The sequence below is a fragment of the Nocardia sp. CDC160 genome (assembly GCF_035818795.1).
Lineage (GTDB): Bacteria > Actinomycetota > Actinomycetes > Mycobacteriales > Mycobacteriaceae > Nocardia.
The window spans coordinates 641,922-663,053 of the sequence record NZ_JAYKYT010000001.1; the positions used below are offsets into that span (position 1 = coordinate 641,922).

General features: G+C 69.0%; 19 protein-coding genes. 12 read left to right on the top strand and 7 right to left on the bottom strand.

The genetic code is table 11. The features are described 5' to 3' along the window. Positions 1-204 precede the first annotated feature (204 nt). Positions 205-1,347, bottom strand: coding sequence for a DUF3027 domain-containing protein (locus VMT40_RS02750; RefSeq protein ID WP_326356390.1), 1,143 nt, complete (start codon positions 1,345-1,347; stop codon positions 205-207). Between the two features lie 17 nt (positions 1,348-1,364). Here VMT40_RS02750 and VMT40_RS02755 point away from each other — a divergent pair, with 17 nt between their 5' ends. The 3 genes from VMT40_RS02755 to VMT40_RS02765 all read left to right on the top strand — a co-directional run bounded on the left by VMT40_RS02755 (position 1,365) and on the right by VMT40_RS02765 (position 5,110). Beyond that, the gene (locus tag VMT40_RS02755) at positions 1,365-2,159 is read left to right on the top strand and encodes a glutaminyl-peptide cyclotransferase (RefSeq protein ID WP_326356391.1); all 795 of its coding nucleotides are present in this window, start codon (positions 1,365-1,367) and stop codon (positions 2,157-2,159) included. Positions 2,160-2,252: 93 nt separating this feature from the next. Then, positions 2,253-4,529 (top strand): MFS transporter, encoded by a 2,277-nt coding sequence (locus tag VMT40_RS39320; RefSeq protein ID WP_442789889.1) that lies wholly within the window; start codon positions 2,253-2,255, stop codon positions 4,527-4,529. Positions 4,530-4,546: 17 nt separating this feature from the next. Next, on the top strand, positions 4,547-5,110 hold the full coding sequence (locus tag VMT40_RS02765; protein ID WP_326356392.1) for a DUF2771 family protein: 564 nt from the start codon (positions 4,547-4,549) through the stop codon (positions 5,108-5,110). Between the two features lie 93 nt (positions 5,111-5,203). Here VMT40_RS02765 and VMT40_RS02770 read toward each other — a convergent pair whose 3' ends face one another. Then, entirely contained in the window at positions 5,204-5,647 is a 444-nt protein-coding gene (locus tag VMT40_RS02770) for a cold-shock protein (protein WP_326357168.1), read from the bottom strand. Positions 5,648-5,832: 185 nt separating this feature from the next. On the opposite strand from VMT40_RS02770, the gene VMT40_RS02775 reads away from it, so the two are divergent. From VMT40_RS02775 to VMT40_RS02790, 4 genes are all read left to right on the top strand, one after another. Continuing rightward, on the top strand, positions 5,833-6,063 hold the full coding sequence (locus VMT40_RS02775) for a hypothetical protein (RefSeq protein ID WP_326356393.1): 231 nt from the start codon (positions 5,833-5,835) through the stop codon (positions 6,061-6,063). Between the two features lie 417 nt (positions 6,064-6,480). After that, on the top strand, positions 6,481-7,110 hold the full coding sequence (locus VMT40_RS02780; RefSeq protein ID WP_326356394.1) for a resuscitation-promoting factor Rpf1 domain-containing protein: 630 nt from the start codon (positions 6,481-6,483) through the stop codon (positions 7,108-7,110). Between the two features lie 167 nt (positions 7,111-7,277). Continuing rightward, positions 7,278-7,466 carry a hypothetical protein gene (locus tag VMT40_RS02785; RefSeq protein WP_326309752.1) on the top strand — a complete coding sequence of 63 codons (189 nt, stop codon included), beginning with the start codon at positions 7,278-7,280 and terminating at the stop codon, positions 7,464-7,466. Between the two features lie 301 nt (positions 7,467-7,767). After that, entirely contained in the window at positions 7,768-10,041 is a 2,274-nt protein-coding gene (locus tag VMT40_RS02790) for a helicase-associated domain-containing protein (protein ID WP_326357169.1), read from the top strand. A gap of 58 nt (positions 10,042-10,099) precedes the next feature. Here VMT40_RS02790 and VMT40_RS02795 read toward each other — a convergent pair whose 3' ends face one another. After that, positions 10,100-10,630 carry an LppU/SCO3897 family protein gene (locus VMT40_RS02795; RefSeq protein ID WP_326356395.1) on the bottom strand — a complete coding sequence of 177 codons (531 nt, stop codon included), beginning with the start codon at positions 10,628-10,630 and terminating at the stop codon, positions 10,100-10,102. Between the two features lie 329 nt (positions 10,631-10,959). Beyond that, the gene (locus VMT40_RS02800) at positions 10,960-12,483 is read right to left on the bottom strand and encodes an endoglycoceramidase I (RefSeq protein WP_326356396.1); all 1,524 of its coding nucleotides are present in this window, start codon (positions 12,481-12,483) and stop codon (positions 10,960-10,962) included. Between the two features lie 291 nt (positions 12,484-12,774). Between VMT40_RS02800 and VMT40_RS02805 the strand changes: the two genes are divergently transcribed. The 4 genes from VMT40_RS02805 to VMT40_RS02820 all read left to right on the top strand — a co-directional run bounded on the left by VMT40_RS02805 (position 12,775) and on the right by VMT40_RS02820 (position 17,334). After that, positions 12,775-14,433: a DNA repair helicase XPB gene (locus VMT40_RS02805; protein ID WP_326356397.1), complete on the top strand. Its 1,659-nt coding sequence runs from the start codon at positions 12,775-12,777 to the stop codon at positions 14,431-14,433. Between the two features lie 37 nt (positions 14,434-14,470). Then, complete coding sequence (locus VMT40_RS02810) at positions 14,471-15,139, top strand: DUF3239 domain-containing protein (protein ID WP_326356398.1); 669 nt, start codon at positions 14,471-14,473, stop codon at positions 15,137-15,139. A 64-nt stretch (positions 15,140-15,203) separates the two neighbouring features. Then, positions 15,204-15,842: a LysE family translocator gene (locus tag VMT40_RS02815; RefSeq protein WP_326356399.1), complete on the top strand. Its 639-nt coding sequence runs from the start codon at positions 15,204-15,206 to the stop codon at positions 15,840-15,842. Positions 15,843-15,930: 88 nt separating this feature from the next. After that, complete coding sequence (locus tag VMT40_RS02820) at positions 15,931-17,334, top strand: M1 family metallopeptidase (RefSeq protein ID WP_326356400.1); 1,404 nt, start codon at positions 15,931-15,933, stop codon at positions 17,332-17,334. A gap of 39 nt (positions 17,335-17,373) precedes the next feature. Here the strand turns inward: VMT40_RS02820 and VMT40_RS02825 are convergent, their stop codons facing one another. The 3 genes from VMT40_RS02825 to VMT40_RS02835 all read right to left on the bottom strand — a co-directional run bounded on the left by VMT40_RS02825 (position 17,374) and on the right by VMT40_RS02835 (position 20,277). After that, complete coding sequence (locus VMT40_RS02825) at positions 17,374-18,018, bottom strand: LysE family translocator (protein WP_326356401.1); 645 nt, start codon at positions 18,016-18,018, stop codon at positions 17,374-17,376. 132 nt (positions 18,019-18,150) lie between these two features. Next, positions 18,151-19,338 (bottom strand): pyridoxal phosphate-dependent aminotransferase, encoded by a 1,188-nt coding sequence (locus tag VMT40_RS02830; protein ID WP_326356402.1) that lies wholly within the window; start codon positions 19,336-19,338, stop codon positions 18,151-18,153. A gap of 9 nt (positions 19,339-19,347) precedes the next feature. Then, positions 19,348-20,277, bottom strand: coding sequence for a sigma-70 family RNA polymerase sigma factor (locus tag VMT40_RS02835; RefSeq protein ID WP_326356403.1), 930 nt, complete (start codon positions 20,275-20,277; stop codon positions 19,348-19,350). A gap of 144 nt (positions 20,278-20,421) precedes the next feature. Here VMT40_RS02835 and VMT40_RS02840 point away from each other — a divergent pair, with 144 nt between their 5' ends. Then, complete coding sequence (locus VMT40_RS02840; RefSeq protein ID WP_326356404.1) at positions 20,422-21,003, top strand: GNAT family N-acetyltransferase; 582 nt, start codon at positions 20,422-20,424, stop codon at positions 21,001-21,003. The last annotated feature ends 129 nt before the right edge of the window (positions 21,004-21,132 follow it).

The following is a 21,132-nucleotide window of genomic DNA, read 5'->3' on the forward strand; positions in this document are numbered from 1 at the left end:
CCTTCCCGCACAACGGTTTCATGGCACGCCCGCACCTCGGGTCTCTCGCACGCCCGCGGCGTTTCTGGCACGCCCGCAGTTGGTTTCTGACACGCCAGAGCCAAGCATCCGGTCAATTCACAGAATTCCGGCGCACTTCGCCGGGAAACAGGTCCGCCGCACCGATTTCACCGGTGCGGCGACAGGCTAACGGCCCAGAGCGACTCAGCGCGACTCCGCAGCTCCAGAATCGGGCTCCACCCGCACCGCGTTCACGGCCCAGGCATCGTCATACACCGAATCCGGATCCACCTCGAACAGCCCGACCGGACCATCCGCCACCGCCGTCTCGGGCGCGGCAGCCGGAGCCGACTGCGGCGACTCGCCCGAATCAGCGGCAGCATCTTCCGATTCGGCCGCGCCCGCATCGGCCGTGCCGGGCTCATCGACCGTGCCCGCCGTCTCGGGCGCGACCGCCGGAGCCACCTCGAGCGAATCCGCGGCCTCCGCGGTGGACTCATCGGCGGCGTCGACCTCATCATCGGAGGCCGTTTCCACAGCCACGTCCGACTTGCCCTCTTCAGCGGATTCCGCTTCGGCGGCGGGGGTTTCCGGGCGCAGGTCGGCGGTCGGGATCAGTTCGACGGCCGCGTCGTCGTAGGCCTCGTAGAGGGGCGAGCCGCCACCGGTGGGCAGCTCCACATCCGAGTGCGCGCCGCAGCCGTAGGCGACGTGCACGACATGCCCGTCGGCTCCCATGGCATTGGCGCACACGCCGAAGGCGGCTCGCATCGCACCGGCGAGGGGGACGTAGAAGCCGCACAGGCCGCAGGTGGACGGGGCGGCGCGGGCCATGTCGGTGTCGGGACCGTATTCGGAGAACCAGCGCTCGGCGGCCTCCTCGCGTCCCTCGCGGGAGAGCACGCGGGTGCGGCCGAGACCGATCTCGAGGGCCACCTCGTCCACGGCCGGATCGCCGGTGGCCACATAGCCGGGCACCAGGCGCGGGTCGTCGGGCGGCGGGGCCAGCAGATCGCCGGGCGCGAGATCGCCGGGGCGAATGCGCTGTTCCCACGGAATGAAGTCGGGGGCCACCAGGGCGTCGGGGCCGGGCAGCAGCGCCGACTCGCTCACCGTCACCGTGTCCGCCTCCGGCGGGGCCGCCACCACGACCGCCCACTGCCAGCCGCGATAGCCGGGCAGCGTGGCCTCGAAATGGTGGGTGGCCGAGGATTCGTCCTCGGCGGTCACGCCCAGATGCGCGCCCACACCGATCGGCTCCAGATCCAGGAGCGCACGGCGGGCCAGCTGGACCGCCTCCGCCAGGATCGGTCGCACACCGGACTCCGAAACTCCAACCGCGCTCACGCCCTACATTTTGCCGTATGGAGCGCAAACGCCGTGCACCGGTAGCGGCCGCCACGATCATGCTGTGCGCGGCCGTGGCCCTGGCCGCGACCGCGACCGGCTGCACCAGCAGGGACAACACGCCGAAGCTGCGCCTGGAAGTCGTCGCGACTCGGCCGCACGATCCGGGCGCGTTCACCGAGGGCTTAGAGGTCGACGGGTCGGTGCTCTACGAGAGCACCGGGCTCTCCGGTCACTCCTATATTCAGGCGACCGACCTGAGCAGCGGAGCCGAGCTGGCCCGCGTCGACCTGCCCGCACCCCTGTTCGGGGAGGGCATCACCCGGGTCGGGGACCTGCTCTGGCAACTCACCTACAAGGACGGCATCGCCATCGCGCGAGACCCGGCCACCCTCACCGAGATCCGCCGGACCCGGTTCGACGGCGAGGGTTGGGGCCTGTGCACGCGCGGCAATCGGGTGCTCATGAGCAATGGCGGCGCGACCCTCACCTTCCGCGATCCGCAGACCTTCGCCGTGACCGGCACGGTCACGCTCACCAGCCACCGGGACGCGCGGCTCAATGAACTCGATTGCGCCCCGGACGGTTCCGTCTACGCCAATACCTGGCCCACCGACACGATCCTGCGCATCGACCCCGACACCGGTGCGGTGCTGGCGAGCATCGATGCCTCCGGCCTGCTCCCGCGCTCGGCCCGCACCCCGGACACCGATGTCCTCAACGGCATCGCGAACATCCCCGGCACCGACCGCTTTCTCCTCACCGGGAAAAAGTGGCCGACGTCCTACGAAGTCCGCTTCGTACCCGCCTGACAGCCCCTCGCGAGGGGCCTTTTGTCCCCTTTGTGGCGGCCCACACCGCCCGTAGTGCAGCCACCGGCCTGCGGCACTGCAAGAATTGGGTGCGTGACTCCTCCCCGTGACCCCGGTGCCGACCCAGGTCGCTGGGGCGACGAGGACTCCCCCATGATCGAACGGCACCCGGGGTACGACCGCTATCCGCCCGCGAACCGCGCGGGCCGCCGCCCCGCGCCACCGCCGAGCGAGCCCGAAGTGCCGGAATTCCTCACCCGCCGCGCCCCCGGGCAACCCGTCGACCCGCCCCGCGCGAGCACCGAACCACCGTACGGACCGAGCAATGAGGCTCGGCGTGGCCGCGGCGACGAGCCCCCGCACGAATCGGAGGCTCGCACGTCACGCTGGTCGCGCCGCCGCCACGACAAGTCGGCCAAGGACAACCCGCCGACTCGCCCGTACGAAACCCGCTCGCCCGCGGCCACTCCGCCCGAGCCGGACGCATGGCAGCAGCCGCACGACTTCGGAACCGGCCGACCGGTTCGCTACGACCCGGACGCCGGACCCGTCCACGAATCCAAGCGCTCGCACCGCCACCAACCGGACCCACATCGTCCCGACCCGGACCGGACCCGCCCGTACGACGCGGACACCACCCGGCCATACGGTTCGGACACCACCCGGCCGTATGACTCGAACCCGAAGCGGCCGTACGACTCCGAGGGCTCTCATGGTGCGGACCCCCGGCGACCCTACGACGCGGAGCAAACCCGCTCGTACGACGCGAAGGCCGGGCGCGCGCATCGCCACGGAGCCGAGTCCGGACCGCCCGCACGGCGGGACGAGGGCTACGCGACACGCCCGGACGCCGGTCGGCATCCCCATGAGCCGCCGCGCCCGGATCCGGCCGAGCCGCAATCGTTCGCGCAACAACCGGATTCGCATGACAGCGGCGGTCTGAACAAGCCGCCGCGCAAGCTCACCGTCACCCGGGTCGCGGCGCGCCGCAGCATCGAGCTGACTCAGAGCGGATTCGCGACCTTCCAGCGCGCGGCCAAGGCCGACGGCGCGGAGGAATCCGGCCTCACCGCGCTGATCTACGCCACCATGGCGAATTTCGCGACCGACGCGGCCATCGCGGTGGCGCTGGCCAACACCCTGTTCTTCGCCAGTGCCACGGCGGAATCCAAAACCAAAGTGGCGCTGTACCTTTTGATCACCATTGCCCCGTTCGCGGTGATCGCGCCGGTTATCGGTCCCATGCTGGACCGGCTGCAGCGCGGCCGAAGGGTCGCGCTGGCGGGCTCTTTCGCGCTGCGTGTGCTGATCGCGGGCCTGCTCATCTTCAATATCGACAACTGGGCGCTGTATCCGCTGGCCCTGTGCATGCTGATCCTCAGCAAGTCGTTCTCGGTGCTCAAATCCGCGGTCACGCCGCGCGTACTGCCACCCGGAATCGACCTGGTGCGCACCAACTCCCGGCTCACGGTGTTCGGTCTGGTCGGCGGCACCATGGTCGCGGGCGGCGTGGCCGCGCTGGCCGCCAAGATCGCCGGTTCGACCGGGGCACTGCTGGTGGCGGCGGCGCTGGCGGCCGCGGGCACGGTGCTGAGCCTGCGCATCCCGTCCTGGGTGGAGGTCACCGAGGGCGAGGTTCCCGCGACCATCGGCTATCACGGCGACGACGCGCGCACCGAGGTGCTGGACCCGAGCCGGGCCGACGAGGTGCAGCCCTCCAAACGCCGCCAGCCGCTGGGTCGTTCGGTGGTGACCGGCCTGTGGGGCAACGGCACCGTCCGGCTGCTGACCGGTTTCCTCTTCTTCTACCCCGCCTTCGTCGCCAAGGGCACCGAACATCGGCCGGTCCAGCAGATCGCCATGCTCGCGGTGATCGCGGTGGCCGCGGCGATCGGCAATTTCGCGGGCAATGCGACCGGCGCGCGCATGAAACTCGGTCGCCCGCAGTTGATCGTGCTCAGTTGCACCATCGCCTGTGTGGCCGTCGCGGTCGTCGCGGCGATCACGGGCAATCTGCTGGGCGCGGCGATCGCCACCCTGGTGGCCGCGGGCGCGAGCGCGCTGGCCAAGGTCTCACTGGACGCCTCCATCCAGGACGATCTGCCCATCGAGTCCATCGCCTCCGGTTTCGGGCGCTCGGAGACCGTGTTGCAGCTGGCCTGGGTCTTCGGCGGCGCGCTGGGCGTGCTGCTGCCCACGAAGTGGTGGATCGGTTTCACTGTGATCTCGTCGGTGATGGCGCTGGGCTTGATCCAAACCGTGGTCAGCTACCGTGGTCATTCGCTACTGCCCGGTTTGGGCGGTAACCGACCTCAGCACGCCAAGCAGGAGGTCCCCGGTGCGCACGGCGCGGGGGAACCCACTCCATGACGGACAGGACAAACCCCGTGAGCCAATCCAAAACCCGCACGATCGTCGCCCTGGCCGGAGCGGCACTGCTGGTTTTCGTGGCGGCGGTGGCCGCCGTGGTCACGATCGCGGTACGCCATACCGACCAGCCGAGCCCGGAGATCACCGCGTACGCGCACGGTAGGTCCGTCTCGGTGAACCCGTACCTGTACTGCGATCTGCAGGTCTCCAAAGAGCGCTTGGCCGTGGGGAAATGCGATTCCACCAAGGCCGTCTCCGACCTCGACGTCCCGCCGGGCTCCCCGCTGCAGCTGTCGCTGCCCAAGGAGATCGCCGACGCGCCGTGGGAGATCCTGCTCGGCTACCGCATCCCGGGTCCCAAGGGCGACACCGCCGAGCCGGTGCTGATCACCTCGCAGGACTATCCGGACAAGCCGCTGGCCATCACCATCAAGACCCCGGCCAATGAGCATGTGCGCCTGGCGATCATGGAACTGCACCTGCCCATTCCGGCCCGCGACGAGGCGGGCAACGAGGGCGTCGTCTCGCGTGGCATCTGGTCCATCCAGACCCCCGCCTTCGACCCCGCCCTCTTCAGCTGAGGCCGCAAGCCCCCCACACGAAACGGGCCCCGGTGATTCGAATCACCGGGGCCCGTTGGCTTCTCGAAGCGACCTGTTGGCCTTGCGAAGCGACTAGTGGTCGAGCTCGCGCGCCACGCCGCGCACCACTTCGGCAATGCGCTGGGCGGTCTTGCGATCCGGGTACTTGCCGCGCCGCAGATCCGGCTGCACCTTGGTCTCCAACAGCGTGATCATGTCCTCGATCAGACCGTGCAGCTCGTCGGGCTCCTTGCGGTTGACGGGGGCGTCGCCCCGGCCGCCACCGCGCCGGTCGCCGCGCTCACCGCGGCCGCCGCGGTCCTCGCGGAGGTTCGGGGTCTCCAGCAGCTTCAGCGAAAGCGCCTGCGGGCCACGGCGACCCGCGGCCATTCCGAATTCCACACGCTGTCCCGGCTTGAGCGCCTCGACCCCATCGGGCAGCGCCGACGAGCGAACATAGACGTCCTCACCCTCATCCTGGGAAAGGAAGCCGAAGCCCTTTTCGACGTCGTACCACTTCACCTTGCCGGTCGGCACTGCGCTCACCCGTTCGTCACTAAAGCCCGGGCAGCGCCGGGCACACTCACGGTCACGAGGATTCGCACCCCCGCAACCTTTCCGTTTGCGAAAAGAACGCGCCCCACACAGCTATGCAGGACGCGATAGACACCGAGTCTACCCCGGTGTGAATAGCGCGAGCACATCAGTTTTACGGTCGAGAGGTGTCCGACACCTCTTCCAAGCAGGCGCCCCGCGGTTCGGCGAGCGTGCTGCTGTATATCGCCTTGGGCCTGTTCGCGATTGGATTGCTGGCGGTTTTCGCAATCTTCGGCGTCCATCTGTGCAGCGATGCCGACCCGGGGCTGTGGCTGTATCTGCTCGCCATGTGCGCGCCGTTGGGGTTCCTGCTCGCGATCGTGTTCGCGCTCTGGTCGGGTCGCCGATCGCGCTGACGCGGACTCGGGCTGCGACACGCAGAATGCCCCGTTCGTTACCCGAGCATGCGTGTGATCTTCATCACATAACGAGAAGGTCACAGGGCGGTGACAGACCCCTATCGGCCGAGACTCGCCGTGACCACCTGCGCAGAAGCCAAGCGGAACCCCTTGCGCCGGTTAGTGACCCGGACAGACACGACGGTTACCAAAAGGAGACTTTTCGCGGCAGTCGTCGTAGTGTTCTCCACCAGCCGGGTCAGCCCGGCGCCACCGGCCCGCCGCACCGAACTTCGCCCCGCGGGTACGGACCCCCAACTGGAATCAGGGGCGAAGACGAGGAACAGCGCACACCATGTGCGCCGGGCCGGACGACCTCTCAGTTCGACCCCGGTAGTCGGCCTCGCAGGCGCGTACGAGAGGAAAGACCCGAAAATGAGTGGACGCCATCGCAAGCCGACCAACACCGGCCGCACTGTCGCCAAGGTTGCCCTGACGGGCATCGCTCTCGGCGGCGCGGGAGTGGCCATGGCAGGTAACGCCAGCGCGGCACCCGACTCCGACTGGGACCGTCTCGCCCAGTGCGAGGCAGGCGGTAACTGGGGTATCAACACCGGCAACGGTTTCCAGGGCGGGCTGCAGTTCTCGCCCGGCACCTGGACCGCACACGGCGGTGGCGAATACGCCCCCACCGCCAACCAGGCCACCCGCGAGCAGCAGATCGCGGTCGCCGAGAAGGTGCTCGCCACCCAGGGCTGGAGCGCCTGGCCCTCCTGCTCCGCGAGCCTCGGCCTGCACAGCGCCCCCACCCCCCGCACCTCCCCCGCGCCCGCCGTGGACACCCCGCAGTGGAACCCGGCCCAGCCCGGCCCCGGCGCCGGGTCCGACGGCACGCAGGAAGTCTTCCAGGCCGTCGACCGCGCAATCGCGGTCGCGCAGTCGCAGGGCATCAACATCCCCCAGCCCGCCCTGGACTTCCTCAACGCCACCAAGGCCAGCGGCACCAAGCTGGACCCGAACGTCGTGAACTTCTTCGAGGCGAACAAGGGCCTGCTGCCCCAGTAGCTCTCTCCCCGAATGCCCCGCGTCAACGCCGACGCGGGGCATTCGCGCGTTCGGGGCCCCCAGAGTTACGAGGGTTGTCCTCGATAGCTGGCGAGACGCCCTGCCGGGGGCAAACTTCCGGGTGCCGGAGGGGGCGGTCTTGTCACCCTCATGCCAGAATGAGCGGCGTGGTGAACAAATCGAAGAAGCCCTATGTCGACAATGGCTGGCCGGACCTGGCCAACGGCGATCACGCGGTCACCGAACTCTCGTCGACCCGCTCCGGCGGACTGTCCCCGTACGGCGAGGACACCGAGTTCCCGCTTCCGGTCGATCAGCTGCCCTACGTGCACCCGCACACCATCGTCAACCGCTGATCCGACGCACGACCGACAACCATGCGGTTAACGGCGCTCGGCCCCGGGCGGCCGCCGCGCATACGACTCCAGGCCCCTACTACCGCCTGGTCTCCGCGGCGGCCGCTGACCCGCGCCCGCGTGAGTCTCGTCCGCGCCGTACCGGATTCGTCGACAGCCCGATGGATCGGGTGAAGTGACCGAAACGCCCTCCCCCGCCGCGACCGGCACCGGGGCTGACGCCGCCGTTCCCGGCGAACCCCCCGCCGCCGCATCCGGCGCTCCCGCCAAGAAGTCCCGCACCGCCGCCGCGCGGGCGGATGTGACTCTGGCCGAATGGCTTTCCAAGCGCTCCGACGACGATCTGGTGACGCTGCTGGAACTGCGCCCGGATCTGGCCGTCCCCCTGCCCGCCTCGATGGCGGTGCTGGCGGCGCGCACCGAGCAGCGCGCCTCGGTGCTGCGCGCGGGTGAGGAACTGGACACCCTCGACTTCGCGATTATCGAAACCCTTGTCGTGCAAGGGGCCGCGGACGGCCGACACGGTGCGCCCCTGCCCGCCAAGACCCTGCGCAAGCTGCTCTCGGATCTGGTTCCGGCGGCGACAGTGAATGCCGCGGTGCAGAAGCTGCGCGCCCGCGCCCTCGTGTGGGGTCCGGACACCGGGCTGCGGCTCACGCCGTCGGCGCAGGACGCGCTGCCGTGGCCGCTGGGCAGCACCACCGAACTGCCGGACGCGCTCACCGAACCCGAGATCGTCGCGGCCCTGGCCGAATCCACGCCCCAGGACCGCGCGCTGCTCGACAAGCTGGCCACCACCGGACCCCGCGGCCGCACCCGCGATGCCGCGCCCGGCACCGCGAGCGACCGCCCGGTCCAGCGGTTGCTGTCGCGGCGCCTGTTGAACTGGATCGACGAGGAGACCGTCGAACTGCCGATCGCGGTCGGCCAGGTGCTGCGCGGGGAACCGGTCACCGATCCGCACGCGCTCACCGCCCCGCATCCCGATGTCACCAAGCACGCGCCCGCCGACATCAATGCCGTGGCCGCGGGCGAGGTGGGAGAGCTGTTGCGGCACAGCGCCGCCGTGCTCGACGTGCTGGGCCAGGCCCCCGCGCCGGTACTGCGCTCCGGCGGCCTCGGGGTGCGCGAGCTGCGCCGGATCGCCAAGCAGACCGGCGTCGACGAGACCCGCCTCGGCCTGCTGGTCGAAATCCTCACCGCGGCACGGCTGCTCGACAAGGGCACCCCCGAGCCCGCGCCCGAGGGCGACGGCACCGAGGACTACTGGACGCCCACCACCACCTCCGACGCCTGGCGCGCGGTGGTACCGCCGCGCCGCTGGGTGGTGCTGGCGCAGGCCTGGCTGGAGCTGGATCGCTTCCCGTGGATGATCGGCCTGCGCGACGCCAATGACAAACCGCTGGCGGCGCTTTCGGCGGAGCTGCGCACCGTGCACGCGGTGCGCGACCGCCGCGCCATCCTGGACCTGCTGGCCGAATTCCCGCCCGGCACCGAGGTTTCGGCGGCGGACCTGGGTCGCATCCTGGCCTGGCGGCAGCCGCGCCGCCGACGGCACTATCGCCGCGAAGCGGTGGAAAGCACACTGGCGGAAGCGGAGTCGCTGGGTCTGGTGGCGCGCGGGGCGGTGACCTCGGCGGGCCGGGCCCTGTTGCACGGCAGCCCCGAGGACGCCGAATCCGAGATGGCGACCGCGCTGCCGGAACCGGTGGACCACGTGCTGGTGCAGGCCGATTTGACGATCATCGCGCCCGGCCCGCTCACCCCGGAACTCCAGGACCGGATTGCCATGGTCGCCGATGTCGAATCGGCCGGTGCCGCAACGGTATACCGGCTCAGCGACACCTCGGTGCGGCGCGCCCTGGACGCGGGCGCGACGGCCGCGGAACTGCACAATCTGTTCACCACGCATTCCCGTACGCCGGTCCCGCAGTCGCTGACCTACCTCATCGACGATGTGGCCCGCCGCCACGGCCGCCTGCGCGCGGGCATGGCGCAGAGTTTCGTGCGCAGTGAGGATCCGACGCTGCTGGCCGAGGTGCTCGCCGCACCCGTCGCCGGGGAACTGGCCTTGCGCGCGGTCGCGCCCACCGTCGCGATCTCCCAGGCGTCCCTGGGCGAGGTGCTGGAGCGCTTGCGCGCCGCGGGTTTCAGCCCGGCGGGCGAGGATTCCTCCGGGGCCATCGTCGATCTGCGGCCGCGCGGTGCCCGCCTGGCCGCGCGCCAGCAGTCCCGATCGGCCTGGCGGCCCAACCCGCCGACCACCGAACAGCTGCGGTCCCTGGTCTCCGAACTACGCGCGGGCGAGCGGGCCGCCAATGCCCGTTCCGGCGAAGCGGTGCGCGCCGACGGCTCACGCACCAGCACCGCCGCCACCCTCAACCTGCTCCAGCTTGCCGCCCGCACCCGCAGACCCGTGCACATCGGCTACGTGGACGCGCAGGGCGTCGCCACGCAGCGAGTGGTGGAGCCGCTCAAGGTGGGTGGCGGCCAACTCGACGCGCTGGATCCCGTCACCGGCGCGGTCCGCCACTTCACCCTGCACCGCATCGCCTCGGTCGCCCTGGTCGAATAGCGAAAGGCCCGGTGCGACAGCGTTGTCGGCTGTCACCCCGGGCCTCTCGAAAGCTGGTTTACCCCTTCGGGTTTCCTAGGCAAAACGTGGTCTTCGGCTCCGGCACGATCCGGAAGCCGATGGCCGAGTTGGCGTCGCAGGCGAATTCGTCGGCCTGTCCGTCGATACGCTTCAGCACCTTGAACGACGCCTCGGGGGCCGTGCACGCCACGAACTTGTACCCGGTGGTCTTGCTCTCGTTGTAGCAGGCCCCTTCCTTGAAGTTCGGGCTCAGGCACAGGAACGCGGTGGTGCCGCCATTGAGGGTTTCCTCGTAGGAGGTCTGCTCCTCCTTGCAGTCGGTCTTCTTGTCGTAGACCGCCGCCACCTTGTAGACCGCCTTCTCATCCGTGCACGCGACGGGCGCGGTCTTGGAGTCGGTGGCGGAGCCCTCGATGACGTTGATGCAGTCACCCACCTTCGACTTGGCGGTATCGGACTTGCTGGCGTCCTTCAGCATCGAACAGCCGGAAACGGCCAGCACGGCCACGGCCACCGCCACGAGGGCGAGCACGAGGCGCACCAGCGTCCTCGTTCCTGCGAGCTTCACTAGCGAAAACCTTTCTCACCGAACAGTTCACGGCTGTGAACGCGGTGAGAATACCTGTGCCGTGACCGAATCCGCATCCGACGTGCGGGTTATGCCGATCTCCTATGAAATACTCAGCGCAGCACCGGCAGGGCCATCATGCCGCGCATGCCCAGCAGCGACAGATTGACGAGGAGGGTGGGCAGCGTGCTGAGGAACTGCAGGCTCAGGGCGTTCATGGTCGTACCTCTCGATCGGAACTAACTGAACAAATGTCCAACGTGGCCCCCGCGCTCTGTGTCGCTCCCCACGCTTGTGTCGTTACATAAGCACGTCAACGGGTTTCGCGCTCATCGCGCGGAGCCGGTCCCGGATCCACTCCCCGAGCCGCTGTCCGCCGAGCCGGTCCCGGAACCGCTGTCCGCCGAGCCCGTTCCGATGGGTCCGTCGGGCACGGTCGCGCCCTTGGATCCGGGCCGGTTGATATAGACGGTCACCGGGGTGGACGCATCGGCCTCGACCGTCACCACCCGCGCCCCGGCCGCCGAGGTGACATGGCCGCCGTCCACGCGCACCGCGTACCCGGACGGGTAGTGCACGTCCGACACGTAGATCTCGGTGATTCCCGCGCGCGGGGTGTAGCGATAGGCGAAGTCACCGGAGTCCGGATCGAAGATCATCCGGCCGGGAGTGCCCGCCGTGGCCCGCGGATAGGTGCGCACCAATTGCTTGCCGATATCCCCGGCGAAGGGATCGGGCTTGGGTCCCGAGGGGCCGAAACTCGAGCTGTAGTGCCAGTACTGCCAGCTCACAAATCGATTGTCGGCATTGACGAGGGTATTGCGCAGGACGCTCGCGTCGCCGTCGCCGAATTCGGTGACCAGCGTGGGCAGTCCGGTTCTGGCGGTGAAGGAGTCGATATTGCTCCAGGTCTTGTTCTGCTGTGCCGGGCACAGACCGCGCAGGAACGCGGGCAGTCCCATATAGATGGCCAACTGGCTGGGGATGCAGTAGTCGTGCGGCGCGAACGCGATATCGGGCGCGCTGATCGGCGGATTCTTGCCCAGGTTGGTGGGCATGGTCTCGTTCCAGGTGACATTCGGCTCCCACAGCACCATGAGATCGCCATTGCGCGACCGCACGGCATCGGTCAGCTTCTGCATGGCCGCCTGGTATTTCACGTCGAAGCCGGGGCAGCCGTTGGGATAGCAGGACAGGAATGCCGATCCGGGCCACGGCTCGTTCAACAGCTCGATGCCGAGCGCACCCGGGTGGCCGCTCACCCGCACCGCGAGCGCCCCGAGCGCGTCGCCCAGGTAGTCCAGTACGCCATAGGTGTTGTCCCACACCTCATCCCAGCCCTGATTCATGCTCGGCATCAGGTAGTACAGCGGGAAACCGACGTTCGGCTCCCCCGCGCCGGGCCGCGCGTGGATGGCCCACTCGGGAAATCCATTGCCGCCCCACACCTTCGACAGTCCGTCCTGGTGATTGTCGAGCACAGTGTGAATCCCGTAGCGCGCCAAGGTATCCACCACCCCGGCGATCCGATCGAGGTACGCGGTGTCGAGCACGCCGCGGGTGGGCATGAGCCCGTCGAACGAAACCCCGAGCCGGACCGTATTGAAGCCGTGCCGGGCGAGCAGCGCCGCGTCGTCGGCGGTGAGGGTGAACCCGTCGCCGGGTTCGATATAGGGCGGTTCCTTGTCCACATTGTTGACACCGTGCAGCAGGATCACCCGCCCGCTGTCGTCCACGAAGCGCGGGCCGTCGGTATGGATCCGCGCGATCGCCGTCGCGTCCGGCGCACCGGACGCGGTCGCCGCGGGCACGAGCAGCGCGCCCGCGAGGGCCGCGATGACAGCCCTCGCCATCCATCCCCGCGCCCGCCGCCACCGACTTCGTGCCGTTCTCCCGCGCATCCGCACCCCTGTTCAGTTGAATCGGACCAACGCCAAAATGGACAAGCGTCCAAGTTTCGAGTGATCGTAGCCACAGAAACTCGCGTCTTGACCGTTTTCGCCGAATCCACCACCCGTCGCACCGACCCCAACGGGCTAGCGACCTGCGCTGTCAGCGAAAAGGACGCAGGTCACGTGGCCTTGTCGGTGGCTTCCTGGAGAATGGACGAGGCTCATTCGAGCCGGACAAGCCAGGAGGTGTTCGTGAGCGACGGCCCACTCATCGTGCAGAGCGACAAGACGCTGCTGCTGGAGGTCGATCATGAGTCGGCCGATGCGGCGCGGCAGGCCATCGCGCCGTTCGCGGAGCTGGAACGCGCGCCCGAACACGTGCACACCTACCGGGTGACACCCCTGGCCCTGTGGAACGCGCGGGCCGCCGGGCACGACGCCGAGCAGGTGGTGGACGCGCTGGTCAGCTTCAGCCGGTACGCGGTGCCGCAGCCGCTGCTGGTGGACATTGTCGACACCATGGCCCGCTACGGGCGCCTGCAGTTGATGAAGCATCCGGCGCACGGGCTGGTGCTGAACAGCCTGGATCGCGCGGTGCTCGAGGAAGTGCTGCGGCACAAGAAGATTCAGCCCATGCTGGGCGCGCGCATCGATGACGACACGGTCGTGGTGCATCCCTCCGAGCGCGGGCGCATCAAGCAGATGCTGCTCAAGATCGGTTGGCCCGCGGAGGATCTCGCCGGGTACGTGGACGGCGAGGCGCATCGGATCGATCTGGATTTCGAGTCCAGTGATTGGCATCTGCGCGACTATCAGGAGCTGGCGGCGGACTCGTTCTGGGCGGGTGGCTCGGGCGTGGTGGTCCTGCCCTGTGGCGCGGGCAAGACCATGGTGGGCGCGGCGGCCATGGCGAAGGCCAAGGCGACCACGCTGATCCTGGTCACCAATACCGTCGCCGGGCGGCAGTGGCGGCGCGAGCTGCTGGCCCGCACCTCGCTCACCGAGGACGAGATCGGCGAATACTCCGGTGAGCGCAAGGAGATTCGGCCGGTCACCATTGCCACCTACCAGGTGATCACGCGAAAGACCAAGGGCGAGTACCGGCATCTGGAGCTGTTCGACAGCCGCGACTGGGGCCTGGTCATCTACGACGAGGTGCACCTGCTGCCCGCGCCGGTCTTCCGCATGACCGCGGATCTGCAGTCGCGCCGCCGCCTCGGACTGACCGCCACCCTGGTGCGCGAGGACGGCCGCGAGGGCGATGTGTTCTCCCTCATCGGCCCCAAGCGCTACGACGCGCCCTGGAAGGACATCGAGTCGCAGGGCTGGATCGCGCCCGCCGACTGCGTCGAGGTGCGGGTCACCCTCACCGATGCCGAGCGCATGGCCTACGCCACCGCCGAGCCGGAGGAGCGCTACAAGCTCTGCTCCACCGCGCGCACGAAACTGCCGGTGGTGGAATCGATTCTGGCCAAGCACAAGGACGCGCCCAGCCTGGTGATCGGGGCCTACCTGGATCAGCTGGACGAGCTGGGCGAGCATTTGAACGCCCCGGTCATCCAGGGTTCCACCCGCACCAAGGAACGCGAGGAGCTCTTCGACGCCTTCCGCCGCGGCGAGATTCCGGTGCTGGTGGTGTCGAAGGTGGCCAACTTCTCCATCGACCTACCCGAAGCGTCTGTGGCCGTGCAGGTTTCGGGCACCTTCGGCTCCCGGCAGGAGGAGGCGCAGCGGCTCGGGCGGCTGCTGCGGCCCAAACACGATGGCGGCCAGGCTCACTTCTATTCCGTGGTCGCACGTGACACGCTGGACGCCGAGTATGCCGCGCACCGGCAGCGTTTCCTGGCGGAACAGGGGTATGCCTATCGCATCACCGATGCCGACGACCTGTTGGGGCCGACGATAGGATAAGTGGAGGAAGAGCCTCCATAAGGCGGGAGGAACGCACGTGCGGCGCTTCGAATTCGCGGTGGACCGCGACCATGCCCGGGCGGTCAATGAGGTCGTCGCGTACCTGCGCCGACTCCGGATCTGGGCCTACACCGCGGCCGTCGTACTCGGGCTGGGCGTCGCGTTCCTGGTGTGGGTGAACCATCCGTGGTCGTGGCTGCTGGCGGTGGCGTTCCTGCTGGCCGCGGTCACCGCGCTGTTCATCGGGTATTGGCAGCCGCATCGCGGCCGGGTCGACAAGCTGTACGCCGCGGGCGAACTGGTGCCCGCGGTGGTCTCGGAGACCACTCGGCACGGGGCGACCCTGCTGGCGCTGGTCGATCTGGCCAAGCCCGATACCGACGGCCCGCGCTACGCGCTGGTGACCCGCACGGTCCGCTCGCTACCGGGCCACCGGACCCGCGCCGGGGAACGCGTCCCCGCCGTGACGGTGCGCACCGGCACCGCCCCGAATTCGGTCGGTGACCTCTGGCAGTCGGTGAGCGCCATGCCCATTGCGTGGGGCACCCGGGACCTGAACATCATCGAGCGCGCCCGCGAGGAGATTCACGAGGTGGAGTGGAAGCTGCTCACCGACAATCTTGATCTGGCGGCCAAGGTGCGCGGGGCCGATTCCAAGCGGCTGCTGCTGGACCCCCAGCAGCTGCCCGACGAATTGCGGGGCTGAAACCCGATCGATCGCGGCTGAAATTCGGGGCGACACGACGAGCGCTGGAAAATAGAATGATCCGATGATTCCCGCCGCAAACCTGCTGGCGTTCCTCGTCGCATCCACTGTCATCATCATAATCCCAGGTCCCGGTGTGCTTTTCGTGATCGGCCGGGCCCTGTCCTACGGCCGTCGCGCCGCCTTGCTCTCGGTGCTGGGCCATTCCATCGGCGTCCTGGTGATCCTCGGTCTGGTCGCGGCCGGGCTGGGCACCGTCCTGGCCGCCTCGGCCATCGCGCTCGCGATCGTGAAGTTCGCCGGTGCGCTGTATCTGATCTTCCTGGGCGTCCAGGCCATTCGGCACCGGCGTTCGCTGCGGGAGGCCTTCGAGGCCAAGGCCGAACCCGTGGCCCAGGGTCGGGCGCTGCGGCAGGCGGTGCTGGTCGGACTGACCAACCCGAAGGCCATGATCTTCTTCTCCGCGGTGCTTCCGCAGTTCGTGGAGCCCAAGGCGGGCGCGGTGCCGTTGCAGATGCTCATCCTCGGCACGGTCTTCCTGCTGATCGCGCTGATCTCCGACTCGGTGTACGCGCTGCTGGCCGGGACGGCCCGGGAGTGGTTCGCCCGGTCGCCCAAGCGCCTGGAGGCGGTCGGCGGCGCGGGCGGGGTCATGATCATCGGGCTGGGTGCCAGCGTGGCCGTCTCCGGTAGCACCAACTGAGCCGTGTCGGGCGGCACCAACTGAGATCGACGCCGATTAGCATCGGGCTGGTCGGGGTATCGGGCGTGGAAAGGGTCGGCGGGAGCGCATGAGACGGAACTGGCGGTACATGGCGGTGGGGGCGGTACTGCTGGCGGGCGCGAACGCGGCTCCGGCACAGGCGGATTCGGGTGATCCCTTGACGGGCGCGCCCGGGGCCGGGGATCCGTACTACCCGATGGACGGCAATGGCGGCTATCACGCGAGCCATTACGACGTCTCGGTCTCCTACGATCCGCCGTCGCATCAGCTGACCGGGAACACCCGCATCGACGCCGTGGCCACGCAGGCGCTGCGGACGTTCGACCTGGATTACAGCGGCCCGCAGATCTCCAAGGTGACGGTCAACAATCTGCCCGCCTGGTTCGATCGCACCGATGAGCACGAACTCGTCGTCACCCCGATGATCCCGCTGCTTCCGGGCCTGCCGTTCACCGTGCAAGTCGAGTACGCGGGCCCGGTCACCGGGACCGACGGCGAGGGTTGGGTCTTCTCGCCCAGCGGCGGGGCTTTCGTTGCGGGCGAACCGCATTCGGCCAGCAGCTGGTATCCGCTCAATGACACGCCCTTGGACAAGGCGACTTTCACGCTGCACGCGACCGTCCCGCAGGAGTGGGAGGTGATGTCCAATGGCGACAAGGTCTCCGACACCGTGTCGGGCGCGAACCGGACCGTCTCCTGGGAGATGCGCCAGCCCGTCGTGGGCTATCTGACCACCATCGCCATCGACAAGTTCGAATTCCTGGAACAGCGGCGCGCCAATGGAACTCCGCTGCTGAGCGGGTTCGCGCCGGACGCGCTGAAGGCCAAGGAGGTGGAGTCGCGGCTGCCGGAGATCCTGGACTTCCAGGAGCAGCTCTACGGCCCCTATCCGTTCGACACCGCGGGCGGCATCTACGTCGATACCGATCTGCAGTTCTCGCTGGAGACCCAGTCGCGGCCCATCTACGCGCCCTGGACCGACCTGGACACCGTGGTGCACGAGATCACCCACCAGTGGTGGGGCGACTCCATGTCGGTGAAGCAGTGGTCCGACATCTGCCTGAACGAGTGCTTCGCCAGCTACACCGCCGACTACCTGTGGCCGGAACGCAAGGACGGCAAGGACGTCGACGCGATGTACCGCGAGACCGTCGCGAAATACCATGACGATCCGAAGTTCTGGGAGATCGCGCTCCAGAACCCCGGCAAGGGCGACGAATTCACCTCGGTCTACTACCGGGGCCCGCTGTTCCTGCACGCCCTGCGCCGCACCATGGGCGATGACGCCTACTTCCCGGCGGTGCGCGATTTCGTCATGGGCCACAAGTACGGCAATGCCTCGATGCCGGAGTTCCGCCAGTTCATGCAGTCCCGCACGGGCCATGACCTGTCCGGCTTCTTCGCCGCCTGGCTGGATCGCACCGATCGCCCCGCCGACGAGTTCCTCTACCCGGGCTCGCTGCGCTCGTGAGATGTTGCCCGCCACGGGGATTCGTGGCGGGCACACCGGTCAGGCCGGGAGCGGCCGGGTTCGATCGTTGAGGACGAGCGCAGCCATGGCGCCGAGCACCGTGCCGGTGACGAAGCGCTGGGCACGCAGCCAGAGCGGCCGCCCGGCGAGGAAGGTCGCGATCGCCCCGGCGCTGAGCACGATCAACCCGTTCACGGTGATGGCGATGGCGATCTGGACCGCGCCCAGGCACAGGCTCTGCAACCAGACGCGGCCGTGCGCGGGCACCACGAACTGCGGGATGAGCGCCATGTACAAGATGGCGATCTTGGGATTCAACAGATTGGTGACCAGCCCCATCGTGAACAGCCGCCGCGTCGGATCCGCGGGCAGCTCGGTCGGCGTGAACAGCCCGGTTCCACCCGGCCGCAAGGTCTTCCACGCCAGGTAGAGCAGATACACCGCCCCCGCCACCTTCAAGCCCACATACAGCGCGGGCACCATGGCGAACACCGCCGTGATCCCCGCCGTCGCGGCCGCGAGATACACCCCGAACCCCACCGCGACCCCGGCCAGCGACACCAGCCCGGCCCGTCGCCCCTGCGACACGGTCCGCGACACCAGATACATCATGTTCGGCCCCGGCGTCAGCACCAGCCCCAACGCCGCCGCAGCCACTCCAAGCACCGCAGTCGTCTCAATCACACGACCAATACTCGCGCCCCATACCGCGTGATGTCGCGGTCCACTTCCCAACGGCTGGACCGCCTTCGAGGAGCCAAAGGACTGGACCGACGCCCCACCGTTCCGCAGTCGCGGACATCCAGGGGCGATTCGCTACCGGACCGCCTCGGCGCTGTGGCCCGCGCGGAGGCGGCGGACGCCCTCGGCGATGGTTTCCTCCTTCTTGCAGAAGGTGAAGCGCACCAGGTGGTTCCAGGCGGGCTTGTCGTCGGCGAAGACGCTCACCGGGACGGCGGCGACGCCGAGGCGTTCGGGGAGTTCGCGGCAGAAGGCGTAGGCGTCGGTCGCGCCCAGGGGGGTGATGTCGGCGCAGACGAAATAGGTGCCGTCGCTGCGCTTCACGCCGAATCCGGCGTCGGTGAGGGCCGCGGAGAGGCGGAGTCGCTTCTCCGAGAGGGTGTCTCGCAGCGCGGACACCCACGGCTGCTCGTGATTCAGGGCATGGGCGACGGCGGGCTGGAAGGGGCCGCCGCCGACGAAGGTGAGGAACTGCTTGGCCGCCAGCACCGCGTCCAGCAGCGGCGCGGGCGCGCAGGCCCAGCCGATCTTCCAGCCGGTGACGCTGAAAGTCTTGGCGGCACTGGAGATCACGACGGTGCGCTCGAACATGCCGGGCAGGGTGGACAGGCTGATGTGCTCGTGCCCGTCGAAGGTCAGGTGCTCGTACGCCTCATCGGACATGACGTAGAGATCGTGCTCGATGGCGAGCTCGGCAATGGCGGTGAGATCGGCCCGCGACAGCACCGTCCCGGTCGGGTTGTGCGGCGAATTCACCAGCAGCAGCCGGGTTTTCGGGGTGATGGCGGCGCGCAGGCTGTCCAGGTCGAGCGCGAAGCCGTCCCCGTCGGGCACCAGCCGCGCGGTGCGCCGATTCGCACCCGCCAGCGCGATGGCCGCCGCGTAGGAGTCGTAATAGGGCTCGATGAGCACCACGTCGTCGCCGGGCTCGACCAACCCCAGCACGGTCGCCGCGATGGCCTCGGTGGCCCCGACGGTGACCAACACCTGACTGTCCGGGTCGTAGTGGGTCCCGTAGCGCCGAGCCCGGTCGGCGGCGATGGCCTGGCGCAGCGCCGGGACGCCGCGTCCGGGCGGGTACTGGTTGAACCCGTCGGCAATGGCCTGCCGCGCCACCTCGAGCATTCCCGCCGGTCCGTCGCTGTCCGGGAACCCCTGGCCGAGGTTGACCGCGCCATGGCGCACGGCCAGCTCGGTCATCTCGGCGAAGATCGTCGAGGCGAACGGCTGCAGACGGGTGACGGTCGGAATACGCGACGGCATGACCGGAGCCTAGTGCGGCACCCGGACACCGCCGAGCTTGGCCGGGTTGACCACGTCGTAGACGCCCCACACCTTGTCGTCGCGCACGGTGAAGGCGTACACCCGCGGCGGGCTGCCCGGAATGCCGTCGTGCGGGGCGCGCTCGTGGGCGAGAATCCCGAACTGACCGTTGACCAGCACCGGCTCCAGCTCGCGCTCCGGGCCGATGCGCTCGAGGTCGAAGAGCCGGAACCGGCGGAACAGCCCCGTCCACAGCTTCACATTGCGGTCCACGCCCGCAACCACATTGATGGCGGTGGACACCTGCCCGCCGCCGTCGCCGACGGTGCGCACGTCCGGATGCAGCGCCGCCACAATGGCATCCACGTCTCCGCTGGACAGCGCCGAGAGCAGCCGCTGCACGGCGGCATTGTGTTCATCGTCACTGACCGCCGCCGGACCCTGCGCCACCGCCTTGCGCGCCCGCGCCGCCAGCTGCCGCGCCGAGTCCACGGAAACATCGAGGATGTCGGCGATTTCGCTGAACGGCACCGAGAAGCCGTCGTGCAGAACGAAAGCCACGCGCTGCGGCGGTGTGAGGGTGTCCAGCACCACCAGGGCGGCGAAGCGGAACTCCTGTTTGCGCACCACCGCCGCGAGCGGGTCGAGCGTGCTGGAGGGTGTCACCGCGGTGACCACGGGCTCCGGGAGCCATTGCCCCACATACTTTTCCCGCCGGACCGCCGCGCTGCGCAGCCGGTCCACGCAGATGTGGCTGACCACGGTGGTGAGCCAGGCGCGCAGATCCTCGATCTCGGATTGGCGGGCCACCGAGAGCCGCAGCCAGCTCTCCTGCACCGCGTCCTCGGCATCGCTGACACTGCCGGTGAGCCGGTAGGCCACCGAGAGCAGATGCGGCCGATGTGTTTCGAACAAGTCGGCGAGAAGAGCGGCAACCATCGGATCGATCCTACGGTCGGGGTCCGACACGCCCCGCACCGCCCCGACGCGGCGACCCCGCCGCACCCGATCCCGGTGCAAGCGCAGCCGCACCCGACCGGAAACACAATGCGCCCGCGCCCGTTTCCGTGACAGCATGACCGCATGGACGCGGAATTCCTCACCGACGGCGCGGTCTGGCTGTCACCGCCCGCCGTCTCCGATATCGACACCATCACCGCCCTGTGCCAGGAACCGTCCATCGGCGCGTGGACCACCATGCCGGTCCCCTATCAGCGCGCCGACGCCGAGAAGTTCGTCTACGACATCGTCGGCCCCGGCTGGGCCGGGCGCAGTCCCACCTGGGCCCTGCGCCGGTCCGAGAACGGCCCGGTCGTGGGCATGATCGGCCTGAGCCCGCTCTATCCCCGCCGCGACGACGACACCGCCGAGATCGGCTACTGGCTCTCCCCCGCCGCGCGCGGTGCGGGCCTCATGACGCGGGCCGCCGCCCTGGTCTCGGGCGTCGGCCTGGACCCCGCGACCCTGAATTTCGACCGCCTGGAATGGCGCGCCTTCGTCGGCAACCACCCCTCCGCCGCCGTGGTTCGCCGCAATGGCTACCACTACGAGGGCCTGCTCCGCGGCGGTGGCGTGCAGCGCGGCACCCGCCGCGACATCTGGGTCGCGGGCCGCCTGCGCACGGATCCGCCCACCCCGAGCGCGCACTGGCCCGCGGGCGTCTGAGCCGAAAGAAGGTCTCAGCCGAAAGAAGTTCGGCCCACACCCGCCGGACTGGGTGTGGGCCGAACTCAGTGTGCACGCCGATCTCGTTCTACGCGAGGCGAACTCGCTCCGAGCGGGTGCGGGTCGGGA